Genomic DNA, 20,805 nt, shown 5'->3' on the forward strand with positions numbered 1-20,805 from the left:
TGCTCCCGGCCGGCCCTCTTCCCCCCTCCATACCGGCTCACGATCCCCGGCAAACCCGAACGTCGCAAGATGTCACGCGGCGGTGACGCCCCGTTGTCGGGCCGTGACGCGGCGGCCCGGTCAGTCGTCCCAGGAGTTGCCGGTCCTGAGCCTGGTCAGGATCCGGGACAGCAGCCGGGAGACGTGCATCTGGGACATCCCCAGCTCGGTGCTGATCTGCGACTGCGTCAGATTGGCGAAGAAGCGCAGCATGACGATCCGTCGCTCCCGCTCGGGCAGCTGGACCAGCAGGTGGCGGACCATGTCCCGGTGCTCGACCTCGGCCAGCGCGGAGTCCTCGTAGCCGAGCCGGTCGAGCAGCGCCAGGCCGCCCTCGTGCTCCTGGGCGGCCTCCAGGGAGGCCGCGTTGTAGGCCCGCCCGGCGTCCAGGCAGGCCCGGACGTCCTCCTCGGGGATGCGAAGGCTGGCGGCGATCTCCGGCACCTTGGGAGTCCGCCCGTGGACCACGGTGAGCTCCTCCATCGCCCCGCTGACCTGCACCCAGAGCTCCTGGAGCCGGCGCGGGACGTGCATGGTGCGGACGTTGTCGCGGAAGTAGCGCTTGATCTCGCCGAGGATGGTCGGCAGCGCGTAGGTCGGGAACTGCACGCCGCGGCCGGGGTCGAAGCGGTCGATGGCGTTGATCAGGCCGATCGTGCCGACCTGGACGACGTCCTCCATCGGCTCGCTGCGGCTGCGGAAGCGGGTGGCGGCGTACCGGACCAGCGGGATGTTGACCTCGATCAGCGCGGCCCGGACCCGTTCCCGTTCCGGGGCGTCGGGGGGCAGCTCGGCCAGCCGCTCGAAGAGCACCCGGGTGAGGGTCCGGACGTCGACGGTGGGCCGTCCGCCGGGCCCGCGCAGGCCGTCCGGGCGGAGCTCTCCGGCCGGGCTGATCACGGTGGCGAGCACCTCGTCGTCCGGTGCGCTCCCTGGTGTCCGCACGGACACGTCACCCCTCCCAATGTTGACAACGGTGGGACCTGCGGACCGGGTGCCCTGTTTCGTTCCTCACCTCACCATGTCCGGCAAAACCGGTCATAGCATCACAAGGCGGGCGCATGTCGGGCAAGTACCGCGTGGAGGTGTGTTGGTGCGGCGCCCGGTGATCGGCGGTCCCGGCGGAGGGGTGGGCCGGGGATCGTTCCGGGACAGAGCAAGGCGCCCCGCCCGGGTGCCGGGCGGGGCGCCGCGGGCCGTCCGGGGGACGCGCCGGCCGGGGCCGGGGCGTCCGCAGGAGGGTCCGCCGGGGTCAGACCTCGATGTCGGCGATCACCCAGGTGGCGAACTCGCGCCACTGGGCGGCCGCGGCCTGGTGGGCCGGGTGGGTGAGGTAGGCCTGGAGGGCCTCACGGTCCTCGACCAGGCTGTTGATGGCGTAGTCGTGGGCGATGTCGCGGTCGGTGGTGTTCCAGCCGCACTCCCACTCGCGCAGCTCGGGGACGACCGGGCCGAGCTCGGCGAAGGCCTCGGCGCCGGCGAGCGCGCGCTCGTCGTCCTTGCTGACGCCTTCGTTGAGCTTGAACAGGACCAGGTGGCGGATCACGGTGCCGCTCCTCGCGGACGGGGTCGGATGTCGGGCCCACCGTAGCCGGTGGGTCCCGGACTACTTCACCAGGCCGGTCATGAACGTGCCGATCGCCTTGGCGGCGTTGGAGATGCCCTCGAAGCCCAACTGCACCAGCTCGGCCGCGCGGGTCGGCGAGGTGATGATCGTGTAGAGCACGAAGATGAGCAGGAGGACCATTCCGATCTTCTTCGCCTGCGCCATCCGGTGACCTTCCTCCCTGCTGTGGGCCGCCGCCGTTCGGTCCCCGAGCGGCCCGTGCAACGGGCAGCTTATCCACCCGGACGGTCTATCAAGTGTGCGACGCGTTCACCCGGCGGGACGAAGGTCCCCGCGACAGGGGCCTTTCTCCGGGTGCCGGGGCCCGGCGCGGACGGCAGGATGGTTGACGTACCGAGGATCTGGCAGGAATCACCGGTACATGGATCCGGAGCCCCCGCTGTGGGACCGGGCGCCGCGACTTCCCCCCGACGCGGCTCCCGGTTGTGGGACTCCGTCCGGGGGAGCGGTCAGTCCCCCCGAGCCGCTCCCCCCTTCCAGGCTCCGTACTCGACAGGCGTTGGTGGTCATCGGCCGACGGGTACGGAGCCTTTTTTCGTGCCCGGATCCGGGTTCGCCCGGGTGCCGGGTGCGTGCCCGCGTACGCGTCCGCGCTCGGGCCGGCCCGCCGCCCGTGTGCGGGAACGCCGAGAGCCCGTCCGGGTCTCCGGACGGGCTCTCGGTCTGGCTGGCGGTAGCGGTGGGATTCGAACCCACGGTGAAGTTGCCCCCACACACGCTTTCGAGGCGTGCTCCTTTGGCCGCTCGGACACGCTACCGAGGGGAACTCTACCGGACGGGTGGCGCGGGAACGAAATCCGTGTCCGGGGGCGCCTGCGGGGGCCGGTCAGCGCTGGGTGTCGAAGAAGGCGCGGAGCTGCGCGCCGCATTCCTCGGCCAGGACACCCGGGATCACCTCGGGGCGGTGGTTGAGCCGCCGGTCGCGCATCACGTCGAAGAGCGAGCCGGCCGCGCCGGCCTTCTCGTCGAGGGCGCCGTAGACCACGCGGTCGATCCGGGAGAGCACGATGGCGCCCGCGCACATGGTGCAGGGCTCCAGGGTGACGACGAGGGTGCAGCCGCTCAGCCGCCATTCGCCGACCCTGCGCGCGGCCTCGCGGACCGCGACCACCTCGGCGTGGCCGGTCGGGTCGCCGACGGCCTCGCGCACGTTGTGGCCCCGGCCGATGATCCCGCCGTCGGGGCCGAGGACGAGCGCCCCGACCGGGACGTCCCCGGTGGCCGGCGCCAGAGCGGCCTCGGCGATGGCGAGGCGCATCGGCGCCGCCCAGCGGTCGCGGACCGGATCGGGGCGGACGGGAGCGGGCAGCGGCGGGATCGGGCGGGCGGACTGCATGGCATCCAGTGTCGGGCATGGTGAGGGCCCGGCTGTCCGGGCGGTGGACACGGGGTGTTACCGGACGGCCTCCAGGACCTCGCCGCAGCCGAGCGCCTCGGCGATCTCCTCCAGGGCGTCACCGGGCACCGCGCCCTCGCCGCTGAGGGAGAGCAGGGCGTCCGCGGCGAGTCCGAACTCGGTCAGCAGGTGGGCGTCGCCGAGCGGGCCGACCGGGACCCCGTTGTGGCCCTCGCCCTCCTCGTCGTCCTGCTCCTCGGCCTCGGCCTCCTCCTCCAGCTCGGCGACCAGGTTGTCGAGGTCGCCGAACTCGCTCTCGCCGGCCTGGTCCACCAGTTCGTCGGTGAGCACCGAGCCGTAGGAGCTGCGGGCGGCGGCGGCGCCGTCCGACACGAAGATGCGCGGGTCCTCCTCGCCGTCCACCCGGACGATGGCGAACCAGGCGTCCTCCTGTTCGATGAAGACCAGGACGCTGTCGTCGTCCTGGGCCGCCCCGCGGGCCAGATCGGCCAGGTCGGCAAGGGTTTCGACGGAGTCGAGCTCCGTCTCGCTCACGTCCCACCCGTCCTCGGAGCGAGCAAGCACTGCAGCGAAGTACGCCACCAGGGACACTCCCAAGATCTCGTCTCGGCTGTCGGCGCGCTCGGGCGACGCGGAACTGGCCGCCCCCGCGCCAGAGGCGGCCCGCTGTTCGGACCGTCCCATCGGAATCGTGACAGAAAGCCAGGCTCTGCGGGGGGTGTTCTGCAGCGCGTCTTTGCAGGTCGTGTCGGAAGGGTTGGCCGCCGGACGGTGTACGGCGACCGGGCGGCAGCGGGACTGTGGAGAACCCGTGGAGAGCCCGTCAGATCCGGAAGGTTCGCATCCGCATCGCCTCGCGCATCCGGCGTTCCTTGGTGCGGCGGGGCTGGACCCGCTCGCGGAGTTCGCGGGCCTCGGTGAGTTCGCGCAGGAAGACGGCGCGGCGCCTGCGGCGCTCCGCCTCGGTCTCCGGACGGTCCGGGGGCGGGCCCGAGAGGCCGCCCGACGAGGTCGGGGCCTCGTCCGCCGAGCCGTTCCCGTGGTGCGGGTTGCTCGTCATAGGACCTGACTTTCCCAGATCGGCCGGGTTGATACCACAGGAAGCCGTTCCGTCCGGACATTCGCGGTGCGTCACCGCGCGTCACGGCAGAGTGAGCACCGGCCCGGGACGGCGCGCGGCGCGGCCTGGCACGGCGTGTCGTACGGGCGTCCGGGCGCGGGCTAACCTCGACGCATGCGGATCCACGTCGTCGACCACCCCCTGGTCGCCCACAAGCTCTCCACCCTGCGCGACGAGCGCACCGACTCGCCGACCTTCCGTCGCCTGACCGACGAGCTGGTGACCCTCCTCGCGTACGAGGCCACCCGGGACGTCCGCACCGAGGAGGTGGAGATCACCACCCCGGTGGCCGTCACCACCGGTACCCGGCTGTCCTACCCGCGCCCGCTGGTGGTGCCGATCCTGCGCGCCGGCCTCGGCATGCTGGACGGCATGACCCGGCTGCTGCCGACCGCCGAGGTCGGCTTCCTGGGCATGGTGCGCAACGAGGAGACCCTCGAGGCCTCCACCTACGCCACCCGGATGCCGGACGACCTGTCCGGCCGCCAGGTGTACGTGCTCGACCCGATGCTGGCCACCGGCGGCACGCTGGTCGCGGCGATCCGGATGCTGATCGAGCGCGGCGCCACCGATGTCACCGCCGTGGTGCTGCTGGCCGCCCCGGAGGGCGTCGCGGTGATGGAGCGCGAGCTGTCCGGCCTGCCGGTCACCGTGGTCACCGCGGCCGTCGACGAGCGGCTGAACGAGAACGGCTACATCGTCCCGGGCCTCGGCGACGCCGGCGACCGGCTGTACGGCACGGCCGGCTGAACCGGTCCGGACACGGACGCGACGGAGCCCCCCGGTGCTGAACCGGGGGGCTCCGTCGTGCGTGCTCGGGTCCTTGTCCGTATCCGTGTCCGGATCCGGGGCGGGTCAGCAGCTGCCGGTGCTGCTCGGGGCGGGGACCGGCCGGGTGGCCAGGGCCAGCGCGGCGGCGGCCTGGGTGTCGTCGAGCAGCGTGTTGTAGCTGTCGCCGATGACGAAGTCCACGGTGCCGTCGGTCCGGGCGTCGGCGGTGCTGGTGGCACCGGCGATCACGGAGCCGACCAGGGTGGACGCCCCGGCGCCGGCCGGGCCGGCGACCACCTGGGCGGTGCCGGGCACCTTCTTGTCGAGCTCCGCCGGGGCGTTGCCGACCTTGCCGATGGTGAAGCCGCGCTTCTTCAGCTCCTCGGCGGTGCGGGCGGCCAGGCCCGCCTTGGAGGTCGCGTTGTAGACGTTCACGGTGACGGCCGCGGGCTGCGGGACCGCCGCGGGGTCGATCGGGGCGGCGGCCGTACCGGGCACGGTCGGCGCCTCCGGGGTCGGGGCGGCCAGCGGTTTGCCGGAGGGGCCGGCGCAGGCCTGGGCGGAGGCGTTCTTGCCCTTGCCGCTGAAGATGTCCCAGAGCTGGACGCCGCCGAGGCCGATCAGCGCCAGCGCGAGCAGCGCGCCGAGCAGCGCGAACACCTTGCGGCTCTTCTTCGGTGGCCGGCCCAGCCGCGGATAGGCGTTGCCGGTGATCCGGTACTGCTTCCCCTTCAGACCTTGGGGAGTCAACATGCTCACGGTTTGTCTCCCCCTCGTGCCGGGGCGGGGATCGGGTGAAGGTGGGTCGCGGCGTCGCGGGAAGGCGATCGCGGCCGTAGTCAGCAGATTAGTGCCGTACAGCCGCGAAGGTACTAAACGATCATCATCCGGAGTACTCCGGGACCCGAATGGCGGCACCCCGGTACGAACGGACCGCCCCCCGGTACTGACCGGGAGGCGGTCCGACACGTGCGGCCGGGTGAACCGGCCGGGTGGTCATTCCATTTCGAGGACACGGGCGTGCAGCACCTGGCGCTGCTGGAGCGCGGCGCGGACCGCGCGGTGCAGTCCGTCCTCCAGGTACAGGTCTCCGTGCCACTTCACGACATGCGCGAAGAGGTCCCCGTAGAAGGTGGAGTCCTCCGCCAGGAGGGTCTCCAGATCCAGTTGTCCCTTGGTGGTCACCAGCTGGTCGAGTCGCACCGGGCGCGGGGCGACGTCCGCCCACTGGCGGGTGCTGGTACGGCCGTGATCCGGGTACGGCCGACCATTGCCGATGCGCTTGAAGATCACACGGAAAGCCTACCGTTTGGGCGGCGGATGGCCCAGCAGCCGTGGCGTCGCCACGCGCACCGGTGCGAGCTGCGGGCGGGGGATTGCGGCTGTTTTATGGGAAATGTCGTGTAGATCCCTCGGGATCGATGCCCGTTCCTCCGGCCCTCGGGGCCGCCGCACCGCCCGGGAGGGTGCCCGATGTCCGCTCTCGTTCCGTCCGCCGTCCGGGAGATCGCCGACGGGTACGCCTTCACCGGGCCCGCGCTGGACCTCGGCGCGGTGCTGCTGGACGGCACCGCGTACGCCGACGCCCCGGTGCGGCTGCCGCTCGCGGTGCTCAACCGGCACGGGCTGGTGGCCGGGGCCACCGGCACCGGCAAGACCAAGACCCTCCAGCTGATCGCCGAGCAGCTGTCCGCCCAGGGCGTGCCGGTGTTCCTCGCCGACATCAAGGGCGACGTCTCCGGGGTGGCCGCGCCCGGCGAGCCGGGGGAGCGGACCGCCGCCCGGGCCGCCGAGGTGGGCCAGGACTGGCGGCCGCAGGGCTGCCCGGCCGAGTTCTACGCGCTCGGCGGCCTGGGCAGCGGCATCCCGCTGCGGGCGACCGTGACCAGCTTCGGCCCGCTGCTGCTGTCCAAGGTGCTGGACCTGAACGAGACCCAGGAGTCCTCGCTCGGCCTGGTCTTCCACTACGCCGACCGCAACGGCCTGGAGCTGTACGACCTGAAGGACCTCACGGCGGTCATCACCTTCCTCACCTCGCCCGAGGGCAAGGAGGAGCTGAAGGGCATCGGCGGGATCTCCGCCGCCACCGCCGGGGTGATCCTGCGCTCGCTCACGCTGCTGGAGAACGAGGGGGCGGGCGCGTTCTTCGGCGAGCCGGAGTTCGACACCGCCGAGCTGCTGCGGACGGCGGACGGCGGCGCGGGCGTGGTCTCGGTGCTGGAGCTGCCGGCGGTGCAGGACCGGCCGCGGCTGTTCTCCACCTTCCTGATGTGGCTGCTCGCCGACCTCTACCAGGAGCTGCCGGAGGTCGGGGACCTCGACCGGCCGAAGCTGGTGTTCTTCTTCGACGAGGCGCACCTGCTGTTCAAGGGCGCCTCCAAGGCCTTCCTGGAGGCGATCACCCAGACCGTCCGGCTGATCCGTTCGAAGGGGGTCGGGATCTTCTTCGTCACCCAGACGCCGAAGGACGTGCCGGCGGACGTGCTGGCGCAGCTGGGCAACCGGGTGCAGCACGCGCTGCGGGCGTTCACCCCGGACGACGCCAAGGCGCTGAAGGCGACCGTCTCGACCTTCCCGAAGTCGCCCGCCTACGACCTGGCGGAGGTGCTGACCTCGCTCGGGACCGGGGAGGCGGTGGTCACGGTGCTGTCCGAGAAGGGCGCGCCGACGCCGGTGGCGGCGACCAGGCTGCGGGCTCCGCAGTCGCTGATGGGGCCGATCGGGCCGGCGGTGCTGCAGGCCGCGGTGGACGGGTCGGCGCTGGCCGGGAAGTACCGGGACGCGATCGACCGGGAGTCGGCGTACGAGAAGCTGGCGGCGCGGGCGGCCCGGCCGGAGGCGGAGCCGGTGCCGGCCCCGGTGCCCGCGGGCGGTGCGGAGCCGGCGCCGGAGCGGTCGTCGGAGCGGGCCCGGGAGCGGTCGCCGGAACGGGCGCAGGAGGGCGGCGGGCTGCTGGGGTCGCTGATGAGCAACCCGGCGCTCAAGTCCTTCGCCCGGTCCGCCGGGACGCAGCTCGGGCGGGAGATCTCCCGGAGCCTGTTCGGGACCTCCCGGCGGCGCCGGTAGCGGGCCGGTCGGGGTGGCCGGGCCGGCCGGTGAAGGTCGGGGCCGGCCGGGGCCTCAGGCCAGCGCGGCGCCGATCCGGTCCAGCGAGGACAGCCGCATCAGGCCGTAGTGGTAGAACTCGACCTCCGGCACCCCCAGGTCGCGCAGCACGGCGATCTTGGCGGCGAGGTCGGCCGCGCCGTCGCAGTCCGAGGCCATCGGCCGCAGGATCACCGCCATGTCCTGCGGGCGCACCCCGTGCAGGGCGAAGGCGGCGACCTTCTCGCGGACCGCCTCGGGCGTGCGGGCGTAGCCGAGGGTCTCGATCTGGTGGGCGGCCTTCGCCAGCCCCGGCAGGTCGATCCCGGACAGCCAGCCGGTGCCCGGGCCGCCGCCGTCCATGAAGCTCAGCCGCATGCCGTGGCGGGCCGCCTCCTCGGCGAGTTCGGCGGCCAGCGAGGTCACCGTCGCGGCCGAGGCGTCCACGTAGGCGGCGACCGCGCCGTCCGCCAGCTCGTCCAGTGCGGCCGGCTCGGCGGCCGCCGCCTCGTCGGCCAGCCGGCGGCGGACCTCGGCGCGGACGGTCGCGGCCACCTCCTCGGCGGGGACGCCCGCCCGGACGGCGGCGGCCCGGCAGTGCGCGCAGAAGCAGAGCCCGAGCAGCGCCTCGGCGGCCGGGCCCAGCTCCTCGAAGTAGCGCTCGTGGTGGTAGCCGTGGCGCAGGCCGTGGAAGTGCAGCGACTCCGCCCGGATCGCGTCCACGCCGTACCGGGCCAGCTCGGTGACCAGGGTGCGGGCGTACTCGCGGACCTCCGGGTGGGCCGGGCACAGCTCGGTGAAGTGGCGGTCGCCGAAGGCGTTGGCAGGGGCGCAGTCCGGGTGCTCGAAGCCGAGCCGGTCGTTGTGGCAGAAGACCGTCCACGCGTGCAGCTTCAGGTCGCGCCGGCGGGCCTCCGCGGCGGCCTCGGTGAAGGGGTCGCGGTCGCCGATCGCGGTGGACGGCGTGGGCCGCAGCCGGCGGCCGGACCAGCGGGCCGGGTCGGGGCGGAAGTACGCCGCGCCCGGCTCCAGGTAGCGGATCACCCGGCGGGGGTTGTGCGGGAAGACGTCGCGGGCCTCGTGGTAGACCGAGGCGAGGGTGACACCGCCGACCCCGGCCCGGTCGGTGAGGTTGCCGAAGAAGGTGTCGGCGCCCTCGTCGAGGAGGTCGGTGGCGAAGGCGAGGACGGACGACTCCACGGTGCGGCTCCGGAGCAGGGGGCGGGTGCCCGCCCACGCTAACCGGCGGGGTGCGCAATGGTCTATACCTGGCCGGGGTGGCGCGCCGGGGGTGCGGTGCCGGGCGCGGGGGCTCAGATGCCCAGGTCGTCGAGTTCCTTGAGCAGGGCGGAGGCCGGGCTGCCGGGTGCCGTGCCGGGGCCGGCCGCGGCCGCAGCGGGGGTGTCCGGGGCCCGCCGGGGGCGGCGGTCGCGCAGCAGCCAGGCGCCGAGGAGCCCGCCGGCCAGTCCGCCGAGGTGGCCCAGCCAGCTGACCCCCTGGGCGCCCGGGAGCACGCCCAGCAGGAGGTAGGAGTAGAGCGCGGCGACCACCACGCCGATCACCGTGTCCGCCAGGTTGCGGTCGAAGACCCCGCGCAGCACCACGTAGCCGAAGTACCCGTAGACCACGCCGCTGGCGCCCGCCGTGACGGCGTCGGGGCGCTCGAACCACCAGACCGTCAGACCGCTGGACACCACGATCAGCGCGGTCGCGAGCAGGAAGCGCTTCATGCCCCGGTACGCGGCCAGGAAGCCGAACGCGAACAGCGGCCAGGAGTTGGCCTCGATGTGGTCCCAACCGAAGTGCAGGAAGGGCATGGTGAGCAGGTCGGGCAGTTCGTCGAGCCGCCCCGAGCTCATGCCGTACTCGTAGGAGAGCCGGTAGTCGTCCAGCCAGTTCGCCACCTGGACCGCCCAGATGACGGTCAGCACGCCGAGCATCGTGAGGAGCGCGGCGCGGGAGTCACGGAGCAGTCGGGCGAATCGCGGAGCCATGTCCCGACTGTAGAGCCGGGCCGGGCGGTTGGTCACCCTACTAAGGTGAATCCTGTCCGACGGCCCGCGTCCGGGCCCGGGCCTCCCCTTTTCCCGCCGTGCCGAGAGGTGACCCTCCATGAGTGTGCGTCCGCCGCTGCCGTACGAATTCCTGCCGCAGGTGCCGTCCTTCGAGCTGACCAGCGAGGACATCGCCGAAGGCGGCACGCTGGCCCAGGAGTTCGTCCACGCCGGGGGCAACCTGTCGCCGCAGCTGGCCTGGTCGGGCCTGCCGGAGGGCACCCGCTCGATCGCCGTCACCTGCTACGACCCGGACGCGCCGACCGGCTCCGGCTGGTGGCACTGGCTGGCGCTGAACCTGCCCGCCGACACCGCCGGTCTGGCGCGCGGCGCCGGGGCCTCCGACGGCGACCTGCCGGGCGAGCGCTCCTTCCACGCGCGCAACGACTTCCCGGGCCACCAGTACGACGGCGCGGCCCCGCCGCCCGGGCCCGCGCACCGCTACGCCTTCGCCGTGCACGCCCTCGACGTGGACGCGCTGGACGTCACGGCCGAGACCCCGGCGGCCCAGATCGGCTTCCACATCACCTTCCACACCCTGGCGCGGGCCGTGCTCACCGCCGAGTTCGGGGTCTGAGGACCGCTTCCGACGGCGGCGCCGTCGCCCGTGCGACCTGCGGGCGGTGGCGCCGTCCGTTCTCCCGGGTCGCTTTCCGGCCCTCCTCGGGCCGGGTCGGCCTCAGGTCGGCTCGGCGGCGCGGCCGGCGCGGTCGGCGAGGGCGCGCAGGTGGGTGCGCAGCTCGGGCGGCGAGTGCACCTCGAACTCGCAGCCGGCCATCAGCAGGCGCATCGCCAGCCATTCCAGGGAGTCGGTGCGGGAGCGCAGCCGGCAGGTGTGCTCGTCGACCGGCTCCACCTCGGTGTCGCCGTAGCCGCCCACGCGGTGCCGGGCCTCCTCGGCGGAGAGGTGCAGGGTGGCGTCCAGGGTGTAGGCGGAGGACTCCCGGCGGAGCTTGCTCGCGACGTACGCGGCGGCGTCCTCGGCCGGGAGCGGGCGCGGGGTGAAGCGGGCGCCGGTGGCGAAGGGGTCGCTGACCCGGTCCACCCGGAACAGCCGCCAGTCGTCCCGGTCGAGGTCGAAGCCGACCAGGTACCAGCGGCGGCCGGCCGACACCAGGCGTTCCGGCTCGACCAGGCGGTGGGTCTCGGCGCCGTTGCCGGCCCGGTAGCCGAAGCGCAGGCGCTCGTGGTTGGCGACGGCGTTGGCCATCACGGTGAGGTCCTCCGGGTCGACGGTCGGGCCGTCGCCGCCGAGCAGCGGGAGGGTGGCCCGGTCGAGGGTGGAGACCCGGTGGCGCAGCCGGGAGGGCAGCACCTGGAGCAGCTTGCCGAGGGCGCGCACCGAGGCCTCCTCGATGCCGACCACGGCGTGTCCGGCGGCGGCGCGCAGGCCGACCGCGATCGCCACCGCCTCCTCGTCGTCCAGCAGCAGCGGCGGCATCGCGGTGCCCGCGACCAGCCGGTAGCCGCCGACCGGGCCCATCGAGGCCTCGACCGGGTAGCCGAGCTCGCGGAGGCGGTCGATGTCGCGGCGGATGGTGCGGGGACTGACCCGAAGCCGTTCGGCGAGCTCGCTGCCGGGCCACTCGCGCGGGGTCTGGAGCAGGGAGAGCAGGCTGAGGAGTCGTGCCGGGGTATCGGTCATGAGGTCCAGGGTGCCCGAAGTGGCGGACAGGATCTGACCTACATGCTTCCTAATGTGGTCCACGTGCTGATGACGGACGGCGACGAGGAGCGTGTGGTGCAGAAGGATTCGGGTTCGGGCGCGGGTTCGGGAGTGGGGGCCGGACCGGTGACAGTGTCGGACCGGCGGAGGTGGATCGCGCTGGCGATCGTGATGACCGCCTCCTTCATGGACCTGGTGGACGTCACGATCGTGAACATCGCGATCCCGAGCATCCAGGAGTCCACGGGGGCGTCCTTCTCCGCCGTCCAGTGGGTGACCGGCGGCTACGCGCTGGCCTTCGCGATCGGGCTGATCACCGGTGGTCGGCTGGGCGACATCCACGGCCGGAAGCGGCTCTTCCTGATCGGCATGGCCGGCTTCACCCTCGCCTCCGCGCTCTGCGGTCTCGCGAGCGGCCCCGAGGTCCTGGTCGCGATGCGGATCCTCCAGGGCGGGACGGCGGCGCTGATGGTGCCGCAGGTGCTGTCCATCGTCCACGCGACCTTCCCGGCGGAGGAGCGCGGCAAGGTGTTCGGCCTGTTCGGCGCGGTGGTCGGGCTGGGCGCGGTCAGCGGACCGCTGATCGGCGCGCTGCTGACGGAGTGGGACCTGCTCGGGCTCGGCTGGCGGCCGATCTTCCTGATCAACCTGCCGGTGGGGATCGCCGGTCTGGTGCTCGGCCGGATCTACATCGGTGAGTCCAAGGCCGAGCGGGCGCTCCGGCTGGACCTGCCGGGCGTGCTGCTGGCCAGTACCGGACTGCTGATGCTGATCTACCCGCTGACCCACGGCCGGGAGGCCGGCTGGCCGCTCTGGGGCTACCTGGTGATGGCCGGGAGCCTGCCGGTGTTCGCGCTGTTCGTCGCGTACGAGCGGGTCAAGACCCGGCGGGACGGCTCGCCGCTGGTGGAGCTGTCGCTGTTCCGGGTGAAGTCCTTCGCGGCGGGCATCGGCGTCCAGCTGACCTTCGGTGTGGTGTCCGGGATCTTCTTCCTGGTCTGGACCCTCTACATGCAGCTCGGCCTGGGTTGGAGCCCGTTGAAGGCCGGCGCGACCGGTATCCCGTTCTCGCTCGCGGTGTCGGTGGCGGCCGGGGTGTCGGTGCAGCAGCTGGTGCCGCGCTTCGGGCGCAAGGTGCTCCAGGCGGGGGCCCTGGTGATGGCCGTCGGCGTGCTCGTCTACATCGCGGAGGCGCACCGGTACGGCACCGGTATCGCGCCCTGGCAGATGGCGCTGCCGCTGGTGGTGATGGGTGCCGGGATGGGTCTGATCGTCGCGCCGATCACCAACGCGGTGCTGGCGGAGGTCCCGCAGGAGCACGCCGGCTCGGCCTCCGGGCTGATCAACACGGTGAACCAGGTGGGCCTGGCGCTCGGCCTGGGGCTGGTCTCGGTGGCGTTCTTCGACGCGGTGCCGGCCGGGGCGGCCGGGGGCCCGGCGTTCGTGGGCGCGTTCCAGCACGCGATGTGGTGGGTGCTCGGGGTGCTCGCGGTGGTGTTCCTGCTGATGTTCGCGCTGCCCGGGAAGCAGCGGGCGCAGGCCGCTCCGGCCGCCGCCGAGGAGACCGAGCGGGACCTCGCCCTGGTCTAGGGCGTCACGTCTTCGTCGTGTGCCGAGGGGCCGGGGAGAACACTCCCCCCGGCCCCTTTTTGCACATCCGGCGCCCGTCGGGAGCGGCCGGAGGCTCAGGCGCGGACCTTGGTCCTCGCCCGGGCGTCCTTCGCCGCCTTCTCCTCCTTGGCGGCGAGCTTCAGTTCCTGCTTGGTGGCGCGCACCCGCTCCAGCGACTCGGGGCCGGTGATGTCCGCGACCGAGCGGAACGCCCCGTCCTCGCCGTACGCCCCGGCCGCCTCGCGCCAGCCCTCCGGCCGCACGCCGTACTGCTTGCCGAGCAGGGCGAGGAAGATCTGCGACTTCTGCTTCCCGAACCCCGGAAGGGCGTTGAGCCGGCTGAGCAGTTCCCGCCCGGTCGCCACGTCCTTCCAGAGCGCGGCGGCGTCCCCGTCGTACTGGGCGACCAGGAACTGGCAGAGCTGCTGCACCCGTTTGGCCATCGCCGCCGGGTAGCGGTGCACCGCGGGCTTCTCGCAGAGCAGGGCGACGAACTCCTCCGGGTTGTAGGTGGCGATCTCGTGGGCGTCCAGGTCCTCGTGCCCCAGCCGCCCGGCGATCGTGAGCGGTCCGGTGAACGCCCATTCCATGGGCACCTGCTGGTCCAGCAGCATCCCGACGAGCGCGGCGAGCGGGCTCCGCCCGAGCAGTTCGTCGGCCTCGGGCTGCTGCGCGAGCCGCACGGTGACGTTCATGGGCTGACCTCCTCGGAGCGTGGATTCGGGTCGCGCCCAGTCTGCCGGGCGGGCGCCGAGGGGGCCGCGTCAACACGCCATGACCAGCCGATTCCTTGGAACGGCCGGTTGGTTCGTCGGCGGACTTCCGTGCGCCGGCGGTGCCGTCACTCCAGACCGAGGGTCAGATGGGGGTAGCCGAGGCGGATCCGCTCACCGAGTCCGGCACCCGGCGCGAGGCCGAGACCGCCGATGAACGCCTCCAGCCGGGCGGTCGCCTCGGCGACGGTGTCCGCCTCTCCCTTGAACTCGAACTCGACGAACTCGCCCAGCCCGGCGACCCGGTCGAAGGCCACCGCGATCCCGTCGACGTGCCACTCCTCGCGGGTCTTGTCCACGACCGTCAGCTCGGTGAAGTCGAGCGAGGCGAGCAGCCGCCGCACCGCCTCCGGGTCGGCCACCGTGCTCTCGTACTCGTCGCAGTGCGTCTTCACCGGCGAGGCGATCGGATGGAACCGCTTGAAGTTGACCGACGCCGCCCCGTCCTCGACCCGCACCCGCAGCCACTCGGAGACCACCTCCGGCTCGAGGAAGTCCCGGTGCGGCGCGTTGTAGTACGTGTCGACCTGCCGGGACGGCGTCCCCGGCCGCGCCCCGAGCGCGGCCAGCCGCTCCTTCAACCCGTCGGCCGGGCCGACGAGTCGGAACTTCTGCTCGACCTCGGTGTACTCCACGGCGGTGCGCCCCTGTCGGTCGGGATCTCGGATGTCGGATGTCGAACTCGCCGGTGCGGGCGGCGTGGTGAGGCCCCGGGCCGGCGCGGTCCGAGCGTAGTGGACCGGCGGGAGCCGGAAGGGTGGGGTGGGGCCGATCAGTCGCACTGGTGATCCAGTGGCATGAGGTGAGTTGATCAGGTGTTCGATCGAACTGGGCTATCTCATATGACTGTTCCGGTTCTCCGGCTGGGAGTGCCGTCGTCGGGTAATGCTGTGTCGGCCTTGTCGACGCGTCCAGAAAGGCTCGCCCGGTGTCCCAGCCGTTCGAACTGCCCTCCTTCTACGTGCCGCACCCGGCGCGGCTCAATCCGCACCTCGACGAGGCCCGGGCCCATTCCTCGGTGTGGGCCCGGGAGATGGGCATGCTGGAGGGGTCGGGGATCTGGACCACGGCCGACCTGGACGCCCACGACTACGGGCTGCTCTGCGCCTACACCCACCCCGACGCGTCGGCCGAGGTGTTGTCGCTGGTCACCGACTGGTATGTGTGGGTGTTCTTCTTCGACGACCACTTCCTGGACGTCTTCAAGCGGACCAACGACCGGGTGGGCGGCAAGGCGTACCTGGACCGGCTGCCGCTGTTCATGCCGGCGGACCCGGCGGCGGAGATGCCCGAGCCCACCAATCCGGTCGAGGCCGGGCTGGCGGACCTCTGGCGGCGGACGGTGCCGGCGATGGGGGAGGACTGGCGGGTGCGGTTCGCCGAGAGCACCCGGAACCTGCTCAACGAGTCGCTCTGGGAGCTCGCGAACATCAACGCGGGCCGGGTCGCCAACCCGGTCGAGTACATCGAGATGCGCCGCAAGGTGGGCGGGGCGCCCTGGTCCGCCGGGCTGATCGAGTACGCGGCCGGGGCCGAGGTGCCGGCCGGGGTGTCGGGGTCGCGGCCGCTGCGGGTGCTGATGGATGCCTTCTCGGACGGCGTCCACCTGCGCAACGACCTGTTCTCCTACCAGCGCGAGGTCGAGGACGAGGGCGAGCTCAGCAACGGTGTGCTGGTGCTGGAGAAGTTCCTGGAGTGCACGACGCAGGAGGCCGCGGAGGCCGTCAACGGCCTGCTCACCTCGCGCCTCCAGCAGTTCGAGAACACCGTGGTGACGGAGCTGCCGCAGCTGTTCGCCGACGCCGGGCTGGACGCGCAGGAGCAGGCCCGGGTGCTGGCGTACGTCAAGGGGCTGCAGGACTGGCAGGCCGGCGGGCACGAGTGGCACATGCGGTCCAGCCGGTACATGAACGGCGGTGGCGCGGCGGCGGACGCGACCACCTGGTGGGACCCGTTCGCGATCGGCGGGGTCGGGACGTCGGCGCTGGACGTCCTGCGGTCCGGCGGGGCGCTGGGCGATCTGGCCGAGGAGCTCGGCTCGTTGAGCCGGACCGGGCCGGTGACGCGGGACTGGACGCCGACGGTCGGGGAGTCGCCGGTGGCGGCCCTGCTCGGCGCGCTGCGGGGGGCCGGTGCCTCGCTGGAGTCGCCCGGGACGGGGCTGATCGGCGGCTCGCGCGGGGACGTCGAGCCGGGGGTGCGGCGGGCGCGGACGCACGCGCACGTGCCGTTCCAGGCCGTCGGGCCCTCCCGGCTGCCGGAGTTCCGGCTGCCGTTCACGGTCGAGCTGAACCCCTGCCTGGACGCCTCGCGGCTGCACACGGTCGAGTGGGCGGACCGGATGGGCCTGCTGGAGGCCCGGCCGGGGGACCCGACCGCGGGCGTCTGGAGCACGGCGGACGCGGCCGACTACGACCTCGCGCTCTGCGCGGCCGGTATCCACCCCGACGCCAGTGCCGACCAACTCGACCTCACCACCGACTGGTTGCTGTGGGGGACGTACGCCGACGACTGGTTCCCGCGGGCGTTCGGCCGGACCGGCGACCTGGCCGGGGCCAAGGCGGTGCGCGAGCGGTACCTGCTGCTGATGCCGGTCGACGGGGAGCCGGGCGCGGAGCCGCTGAACGCGCTGGAGCGCGCGCTGGCCGACCTCTGGGCACGGACCGCCGGCCCGATGGCGCCCGAAGCGCGGGGGAAGTTCCGCACGGCCGTCGACACGATGGTGGAGAGCTGGATCTGGGAGCTCAACAACCAGGTCCAGAACCGGATCCCGGACCCGGTCGACTACCTGGAGATGCGCCGCGCCACCTTCGGCTCCGACCTCACCATGGCGCTGTCCCGGCTGGCGCACGGGAAGGTCGTGCCGGACGGCGTCTACGCCAGCGGTCCGATGCGGTCGCTGGAGAACGCGTCCGCCGACTACGCGGCGCTGATGAACGACCTCCACTCGTACCAGAAGGAGGTGGAGTTCGAGGGCGAGGTGCACAACGCCGTCCTGGTGGTGCAGAACTTCTTCGACTGCGACTACCCGGCGGCGGTGCGGATCGTCGACGACCTGATGCACTCGCGGCTCGACCAGTTCCGGCACGTGGCGGTCGAGGAGTTCCCGGTGATGTTCGAGGACTTCGGGCTGGACGGGCCGGCCCGGGCGACGCTCGCCGGGTACGTGAAGGAGCTGGAGAACTGGCTCGCCGGGATCCTGATCTGGCACCGGGACTGCCGCCGGTACCGGGAGGAGGACCTGCTGCGGCACTTCGGGCAGGACGCGGCCGGGGCGGTGGCCGAGGTGGCGGTGGAGCCGGCCGGTGCCGCGGTGGGCGCGCTGCTGGTGCGGCCGACCGGGCTCGGGACCTCGGCGGCCTCGGTGGCGGGCGCCTTCGGCCGGGTCGCGGTCGGGTCCTGAGGGGCCGGAGCAGACCGGAGTCCGGGCGGACGGCGCTCGGACGGCTGCGGCGGCCCGCCGGGGGACTGGTCCTCCCGGCGGGCCGCCGGCCTTTTGGCGCGCGCGGGGGCAGGGTACTGGCTAGGGTGGCGAACCGGGACAAAACGCCACACGAGAGGCTTTGCCATGCCCGTGCTACCCGAAGGAACGCCCTGCTGGGCCGACGCGATGTTCACCGACCTGGAGGGCGCCAAGGCCTTCTACGGCGACGTACTCGGCTGGACCTTCGGTGAGTCCTCCTCCGAGTACGGCAACTACACCCAGGCCTACTCCGACGGCAAGGCGGTCGCGGCGATCGTCCCGCCGATGCCCGGCCAGGACGGGACCGCGGTGTCCGCCTGGTGCCTCTACCTCGCCTCGCCCGACGCCGCCACCAGCGCCGAGAAGATCCGCGCCGCCGGGGGCGAGGTCCTGATGGGCCCGATGGCCGTCGGCGAGTTCGGCTCGATGGTGATCGCCAAGGACCCGGCCGGGGTCGTCTTCGGCGTCTGGCAGGCCGGGACCCACGAGGGCTTCGAGAAGCAGGGCGCGTCGGGCGCGTACACCTGGGCCGAGGTCATCACCCGCGACGAGGCCGCCGCCGACCGCTTCTTCCCCGCCGTCTTCCCCTACGCCGTGAAGCGGATGGACTCGGAGCAGGTGGACTACAAGATCTTCCACGTCCGGGAGCAGCCGGTGCTCGGCCGGATGCTGGCGGGACCGACCGACCTGCCGGCCGAGGCGCCGAACTACCTCAGCGTGTACTTCGCCGTGGACGACTGCGACGCCACCGTCGCCAAGGTCACCGACCTGGGCGGCAAGCTGTACTTCGGCCCGATGGACAGCCCGTTCGGCCGGTTCGCGGCGGTCGGCGACCCGCAGGGCGCGGCGTTCGGCGTGATCGACCTCGGCCGGACGGCCGGGGACATGCCGGTCATGGTCGCCGAGTGAGCGCGCCGCAGCCGGCGGGGGCGGCCGGGCTCGGCGGCGAGCGGGCGGACCTGCTGCAGACCCTCGACAAGCACCGGGGGTTCCTGCGCTACACGGTCCGCGACCTCACCGACGAGCAGGCCGCCCGGCGCACCACCGCCAGCGCGCTGTGCCTGGGCGGGCTGATCAAGCACGTGGCCGGGACGGAGGCGGGCTGGATGCGGTTCGTGGTCGGCGGCGCGGACGCGATGGTGTCCGACCCCGGCGACTGGGAGGCGCAGTTCAGCATGGCCGAGGGGGAGACCCTGGCCGGGCTGCTCGCCGGGTACGAGCAGGTGGCCGCCGCGACGGACGCGCTGGTGGCGAGTCTGCCGGACCTGGACCTGGGGCATCCGCTGCCCGCGGCGCCGTGGTTCGAGCCCGGCGCCGTCTGGTCGGCACGGCGGGTGCTGCTGCACATCATCGCGGAGACGGCGCAGCACGCCGGGCACGCCGACATCATCCGGGAGTCGCTGGACGGGGCGAGGACGATGGGCTGAGGGGCGGCGGCGGGCGGCGACCGGGTGAGGGCGGGGCGGAGCGGGGCCGGGTCAGGCGGGCAGGGGCTCCACGCCGAGCAGTTCGCGCAGGGCCCGCTCGCCGTCCGGGGTGACCCGCAGCGCGCGGCCGGAGCCGATCCGCTCCACCCAGTTCCGGTCCAGCGCCGTCCGGCAGAGCAGCGCGCCGAAGGCTCCGCCCAGGTGGTTGCGCCGTTCCGTCCAGTCCAGGCAGGTGCGGACCACCGGGCGGGCGCCGGGGCGTCCGGCCCGGGGCGGCAGCTCGGCGCCCAGGTCGGTCAGCCAGGCCCGGCCGAGGGCGGTCAGGGCCGGGCCGTCCTCCTCCGTCACCAGGCCGCGGGCCAGCACGGCGTCGCCGACCGTCACGCCCAGCCGGCCGGCGAGGTGGTCGTAGCAGGTCCGGGCGCGGGCCTCGGCGCTCAGCCGGGTGCTCTCGCGCAGGGAGCGCGGGGCGGGGGAACCGGCGGCCGGCGTCCGGCCCGGCGTTCGGCCCGGAGTTCGGCCCGGAGTTCCGTCCGGCGTTCCGCTCAGGGGTGTGAAGGCGGACAGGTCCTCGATCAGCGTGGCGACCTCCGGTCCGGCCAGCCGGACGTAGCGGTGCCGGCCCTGCCGCTCCTCGGCCAGCAGACCGCCGTCGATCAGCCGGGAGAGGTGCTCGCTGGCGGTGGACGGTGCCACGCCCGCGTGCCGGGCGAGTTCACCGGCGGTCCAGGCGCGGCCGTCGAGCAGGGCCGTGCAGAACGCGGCTCGGGTGGGATCGGCGAGCAGGGCGGCCAGTCGGGCGAGGGACATGGCTCCATGGTGCCCCCGGGACGGTTCGGCGGGCGCCGAAACGTCGCGGTCCTACCGTGGGGGCGGCGCCCGGGGCACCGCTTCCGACGCCCGAGCCGCCGGGGACCCGACCCGACCCGACCCGACCCGACCGACCCGATCCCCGTCCGTACGAGAGGACCGTCCGATGAGCACCGCCCCGCTGGATACCCCGTTCGCCGCCCTCCACCGCCGCCCGGGCGAGCCGCTGCTGCTCCCCAACGCCTGGGACCACGCCTCCGCCGCCGTCCTCGCCGAGCAGGGCTTCGCCGCGATCGGCACCACCAGCCTCGGCGTCGCGGCGGCGGCCGGGCTGCCCGACGGTGCCGCCGCCACCCGGGACGAGACGCTCCGGCTGGCCCGGCGCCTCGGCCGGTCCGGGCGCTATCTGCTCTCCGTCGACGTGGAGAACGGGTTCAGCGACGACCCGGCCGAAGTCGCCGACCTGGCCGTCGAGTTGGCGGAGTACGGGGTGGTCGGCGTCAATCTGGAGGACGGCCGCCCGGACGGCACACTCACCCCCGCGACCGTGCACACCGCCAAGATCGCCGCGATCAAGGCCGCGGTGCCGGCGCTGTTCGTCAACGCCCGCACCGACACCCGCTGGCTCGCGGTGCCGGATCCCGCCGAGGAGACCGGCCGCCGACTCGCCGCCTACGAACAGGCGGGCGCGGACGGCCTGTTCGTGCCCGGGCTGACCGACCCGGCCGCCGTCGCGCGGATCCGCGGCACCGTCACCGCCCCGCTGAACATCCTCTGGTCCCCGACCGGCCCCACCCTGGCCGAACTCGCGGCGCTCGGGGTCGCCCGGGTCAGTCTCGGCTCGCTGCTCTACCGGACCGCCCTCGGGGCCGCCGTCTCGACCGCCCTCGCCGTCCGCGACGGCGCCCCGGCGGCCGCAGCCGGCACTCCCGGGTACGCCGCGGTGCAGTCCCTGTACGCCGACGGGCGGTGAGGGCGGGGCCCGGCCGGTGACGAGACGGCG

Annotated in this window: 22 protein-coding genes and 1 tRNA gene; 8 read left to right on the forward strand and 15 right to left on the reverse strand. The window is 73.4% G+C overall.

Features of this window, described 5'->3' with window-relative positions:
• Positions 1 to 120: 120 nt before the first annotated feature.
• From IF01_RS0107880 to IF01_RS0107910, 7 genes are all read right to left on the reverse strand, one after another.
• The gene (locus IF01_RS0107880; protein WP_078879759.1) at positions 121 to 990 is read right to left on the reverse strand and encodes an RNA polymerase sigma factor SigF; all 870 of its coding nucleotides are present in this window, start codon (positions 988 to 990) and stop codon (positions 121 to 123) included.
• 301 nt (positions 991 to 1,291) lie between these two features.
• Complete coding sequence (locus IF01_RS0107885; RefSeq protein WP_030392570.1) at positions 1,292 to 1,585, reverse strand: Dabb family protein; 294 nt, start codon at positions 1,583 to 1,585, stop codon at positions 1,292 to 1,294.
• Between the two features lie 60 nt (positions 1,586 to 1,645).
• On the reverse strand, positions 1,646 to 1,810 hold the full coding sequence (locus IF01_RS48900) for a hypothetical protein (protein WP_167349729.1): 165 nt from the start codon (positions 1,808 to 1,810) through the stop codon (positions 1,646 to 1,648).
• A 524-nt stretch (positions 1,811 to 2,334) separates the two neighbouring features.
• Positions 2,335 to 2,424, reverse strand: a tRNA-Ser gene (locus IF01_RS0107895).
• A gap of 68 nt (positions 2,425 to 2,492) precedes the next feature.
• Complete coding sequence (tadA, locus tag IF01_RS0107900; protein WP_051740515.1) at positions 2,493 to 3,002, reverse strand: tRNA adenosine(34) deaminase TadA; 510 nt, start codon at positions 3,000 to 3,002, stop codon at positions 2,493 to 2,495.
• 57 nt (positions 3,003 to 3,059) lie between these two features.
• The gene (locus IF01_RS0107905) at positions 3,060 to 3,557 is read right to left on the reverse strand and encodes a tRNA adenosine deaminase-associated protein (protein WP_231978635.1); all 498 of its coding nucleotides are present in this window, start codon (positions 3,555 to 3,557) and stop codon (positions 3,060 to 3,062) included.
• A 289-nt stretch (positions 3,558 to 3,846) separates the two neighbouring features.
• The gene (locus IF01_RS0107910) at positions 3,847 to 4,083 is read right to left on the reverse strand and encodes a hypothetical protein (RefSeq protein WP_037779206.1); all 237 of its coding nucleotides are present in this window, start codon (positions 4,081 to 4,083) and stop codon (positions 3,847 to 3,849) included.
• A 174-nt stretch (positions 4,084 to 4,257) separates the two neighbouring features.
• Between IF01_RS0107910 and upp the strand changes: the two genes are divergently transcribed.
• Positions 4,258 to 4,893: a uracil phosphoribosyltransferase gene (gene upp, locus IF01_RS0107915; protein WP_030392574.1), complete on the forward strand. Its 636-nt coding sequence runs from the start codon at positions 4,258 to 4,260 to the stop codon at positions 4,891 to 4,893.
• 105 nt (positions 4,894 to 4,998) lie between these two features.
• On the opposite strand, the gene IF01_RS0107920 is transcribed toward upp, so the two are convergent.
• Together IF01_RS0107920 and IF01_RS0107925 are read right to left on the reverse strand one after the other, a co-directional pair.
• Complete coding sequence (locus IF01_RS0107920; RefSeq protein WP_051740513.1) at positions 4,999 to 5,667, reverse strand: LytR C-terminal domain-containing protein; 669 nt, start codon at positions 5,665 to 5,667, stop codon at positions 4,999 to 5,001.
• Positions 5,668 to 5,910: 243 nt separating this feature from the next.
• Positions 5,911 to 6,207, reverse strand: coding sequence for a type II toxin-antitoxin system VapB family antitoxin (locus IF01_RS0107925; RefSeq protein ID WP_030061387.1), 297 nt, complete (start codon positions 6,205 to 6,207; stop codon positions 5,911 to 5,913).
• A gap of 180 nt (positions 6,208 to 6,387) precedes the next feature.
• Here IF01_RS0107925 and IF01_RS0107930 point away from each other — a divergent pair, with 180 nt between their 5' ends.
• Positions 6,388 to 7,980: a helicase HerA-like domain-containing protein gene (locus IF01_RS0107930; RefSeq protein ID WP_030392576.1), complete on the forward strand. Its 1,593-nt coding sequence runs from the start codon at positions 6,388 to 6,390 to the stop codon at positions 7,978 to 7,980.
• Between the two features lie 54 nt (positions 7,981 to 8,034).
• Here the strand turns inward: IF01_RS0107930 and IF01_RS0107935 are convergent, their stop codons facing one another.
• Positions 8,035 to 9,198: a glycoside hydrolase family protein gene (locus IF01_RS0107935; RefSeq protein WP_030392577.1), complete on the reverse strand. Its 1,164-nt coding sequence runs from the start codon at positions 9,196 to 9,198 to the stop codon at positions 8,035 to 8,037.
• Between the two features lie 113 nt (positions 9,199 to 9,311).
• Positions 9,312 to 9,992, reverse strand: coding sequence for a rhomboid family intramembrane serine protease (locus IF01_RS0107940; protein ID WP_030392578.1), 681 nt, complete (start codon positions 9,990 to 9,992; stop codon positions 9,312 to 9,314).
• A gap of 118 nt (positions 9,993 to 10,110) precedes the next feature.
• On the opposite strand from IF01_RS0107940, the gene IF01_RS0107945 reads away from it, so the two are divergent.
• Complete coding sequence (locus IF01_RS0107945) at positions 10,111 to 10,629, forward strand: YbhB/YbcL family Raf kinase inhibitor-like protein (protein ID WP_030392579.1); 519 nt, start codon at positions 10,111 to 10,113, stop codon at positions 10,627 to 10,629.
• 102 nt (positions 10,630 to 10,731) lie between these two features.
• On the opposite strand, the gene IF01_RS0107950 is transcribed toward IF01_RS0107945, so the two are convergent.
• Positions 10,732 to 11,697: a helix-turn-helix transcriptional regulator gene (locus IF01_RS0107950; RefSeq protein WP_030392580.1), complete on the reverse strand. Its 966-nt coding sequence runs from the start codon at positions 11,695 to 11,697 to the stop codon at positions 10,732 to 10,734.
• Positions 11,698 to 11,889: 192 nt separating this feature from the next.
• On the opposite strand from IF01_RS0107950, the gene IF01_RS0107955 reads away from it, so the two are divergent.
• Complete coding sequence (locus tag IF01_RS0107955; RefSeq protein WP_244215467.1) at positions 11,890 to 13,308, forward strand: MFS transporter; 1,419 nt, start codon at positions 11,890 to 11,892, stop codon at positions 13,306 to 13,308.
• Positions 13,309 to 13,403: 95 nt separating this feature from the next.
• Here the strand turns inward: IF01_RS0107955 and IF01_RS0107960 are convergent, their stop codons facing one another.
• Together IF01_RS0107960 and cyaB are read right to left on the reverse strand one after the other, a co-directional pair.
• Positions 13,404 to 14,024: an HhH-GPD-type base excision DNA repair protein gene (locus IF01_RS0107960; protein ID WP_030392582.1), complete on the reverse strand. Its 621-nt coding sequence runs from the start codon at positions 14,022 to 14,024 to the stop codon at positions 13,404 to 13,406.
• Between the two features lie 146 nt (positions 14,025 to 14,170).
• Entirely contained in the window at positions 14,171 to 14,737 is a 567-nt protein-coding gene (gene cyaB / locus IF01_RS0107965) for a class IV adenylate cyclase (protein WP_051755008.1), read from the reverse strand.
• Between the two features lie 293 nt (positions 14,738 to 15,030).
• On the opposite strand from cyaB, the gene IF01_RS49795 reads away from it, so the two are divergent.
• The 3 genes from IF01_RS49795 to IF01_RS0107985 all read left to right on the forward strand — a co-directional run bounded on the left by IF01_RS49795 (position 15,031) and on the right by IF01_RS0107985 (position 18,992).
• Complete coding sequence (locus IF01_RS49795; RefSeq protein ID WP_037779207.1) at positions 15,031 to 17,505, forward strand: terpene synthase family protein; 2,475 nt, start codon at positions 15,031 to 15,033, stop codon at positions 17,503 to 17,505.
• A 165-nt stretch (positions 17,506 to 17,670) separates the two neighbouring features.
• Positions 17,671 to 18,474, forward strand: a complete 804-nt coding sequence (locus IF01_RS0107980; protein WP_030392584.1) for a VOC family protein — start codon at positions 17,671 to 17,673, stop codon at positions 18,472 to 18,474.
• On the forward strand, positions 18,471 to 18,992 hold the full coding sequence (locus IF01_RS0107985; RefSeq protein ID WP_030392585.1) for a DinB family protein: 522 nt from the start codon (positions 18,471 to 18,473) through the stop codon (positions 18,990 to 18,992). The genes IF01_RS0107980 and IF01_RS0107985 overlap by 4 nt, the downstream gene beginning before the upstream one ends.
• Positions 18,993 to 19,043: 51 nt before the next feature.
• On the opposite strand, the gene IF01_RS0107990 is transcribed toward IF01_RS0107985, so the two are convergent.
• Positions 19,044 to 19,802 carry an ArsR/SmtB family transcription factor gene (locus IF01_RS0107990; RefSeq protein ID WP_030392586.1) on the reverse strand — a complete coding sequence of 253 codons (759 nt, stop codon included), beginning with the start codon at positions 19,800 to 19,802 and terminating at the stop codon, positions 19,044 to 19,046.
• Positions 19,803 to 19,968: 166 nt separating this feature from the next.
• Here IF01_RS0107990 and IF01_RS0107995 point away from each other — a divergent pair, with 166 nt between their 5' ends.
• The gene (locus IF01_RS0107995; RefSeq protein ID WP_030392587.1) at positions 19,969 to 20,775 is read left to right on the forward strand and encodes an isocitrate lyase/PEP mutase family protein; all 807 of its coding nucleotides are present in this window, start codon (positions 19,969 to 19,971) and stop codon (positions 20,773 to 20,775) included.
• Positions 20,776 to 20,805: the final 30 nt, after the last annotated feature.

The organism is Kitasatospora purpeofusca, from assembly GCF_000718025.1.
Taxonomy (GTDB): Bacteria; Actinomycetota; Actinomycetes; order Streptomycetales; family Streptomycetaceae; genus Kitasatospora; species Kitasatospora purpeofusca.

Coding starts and splice junctions, on each gene's coding strand:
- tadA (WP_051740515.1), bottom strand. CDS start 3,002: ATGCAGTCCGCCCGCCCGATCCCGCCGCTGCCCGCTCCCGTCCGCCCC.
- IF01_RS0107955 (WP_244215467.1), top strand. CDS start 11,890: ATGACCGCCTCCTTCATGGACCTGGTGGACGTCACGATCGTGAACATC.
- IF01_RS0107950 (WP_030392580.1), bottom strand. CDS start 11,697: ATGACCGATACCCCGGCACGACTCCTCAGCCTGCTCTCCCTGCTCCAG.
- IF01_RS0107920 (WP_051740513.1), bottom strand. CDS start 5,667: ATGTTGACTCCCCAAGGTCTGAAGGGGAAGCAGTACCGGATCACCGGC.
- IF01_RS0107940 (WP_030392578.1), bottom strand. CDS start 9,992: ATGGCTCCGCGATTCGCCCGACTGCTCCGTGACTCCCGCGCCGCGCTC.
- IF01_RS0107910 (WP_037779206.1), bottom strand. CDS start 4,083: ATGACGAGCAACCCGCACCACGGGAACGGCTCGGCGGACGAGGCCCCG.
- IF01_RS0107990 (WP_030392586.1), bottom strand. CDS start 19,802: ATGTCCCTCGCCCGACTGGCCGCCCTGCTCGCCGATCCCACCCGAGCC.
- IF01_RS0107980 (WP_030392584.1), top strand. CDS start 17,671: ATGCCCGTGCTACCCGAAGGAACGCCCTGCTGGGCCGACGCGATGTTC.
- upp (WP_030392574.1), top strand. CDS start 4,258: ATGCGGATCCACGTCGTCGACCACCCCCTGGTCGCCCACAAGCTCTCC.
- IF01_RS0107995 (WP_030392587.1), top strand. CDS start 19,969: ATGAGCACCGCCCCGCTGGATACCCCGTTCGCCGCCCTCCACCGCCGC.
- IF01_RS0107960 (WP_030392582.1), bottom strand. CDS start 14,024: ATGAACGTCACCGTGCGGCTCGCGCAGCAGCCCGAGGCCGACGAACTG.
- IF01_RS0107945 (WP_030392579.1), top strand. CDS start 10,111: ATGAGTGTGCGTCCGCCGCTGCCGTACGAATTCCTGCCGCAGGTGCCG.
- IF01_RS0107930 (WP_030392576.1), top strand. CDS start 6,388: ATGTCCGCTCTCGTTCCGTCCGCCGTCCGGGAGATCGCCGACGGGTAC.
- IF01_RS48900 (WP_167349729.1), bottom strand. CDS start 1,810: ATGGCGCAGGCGAAGAAGATCGGAATGGTCCTCCTGCTCATCTTCGTG.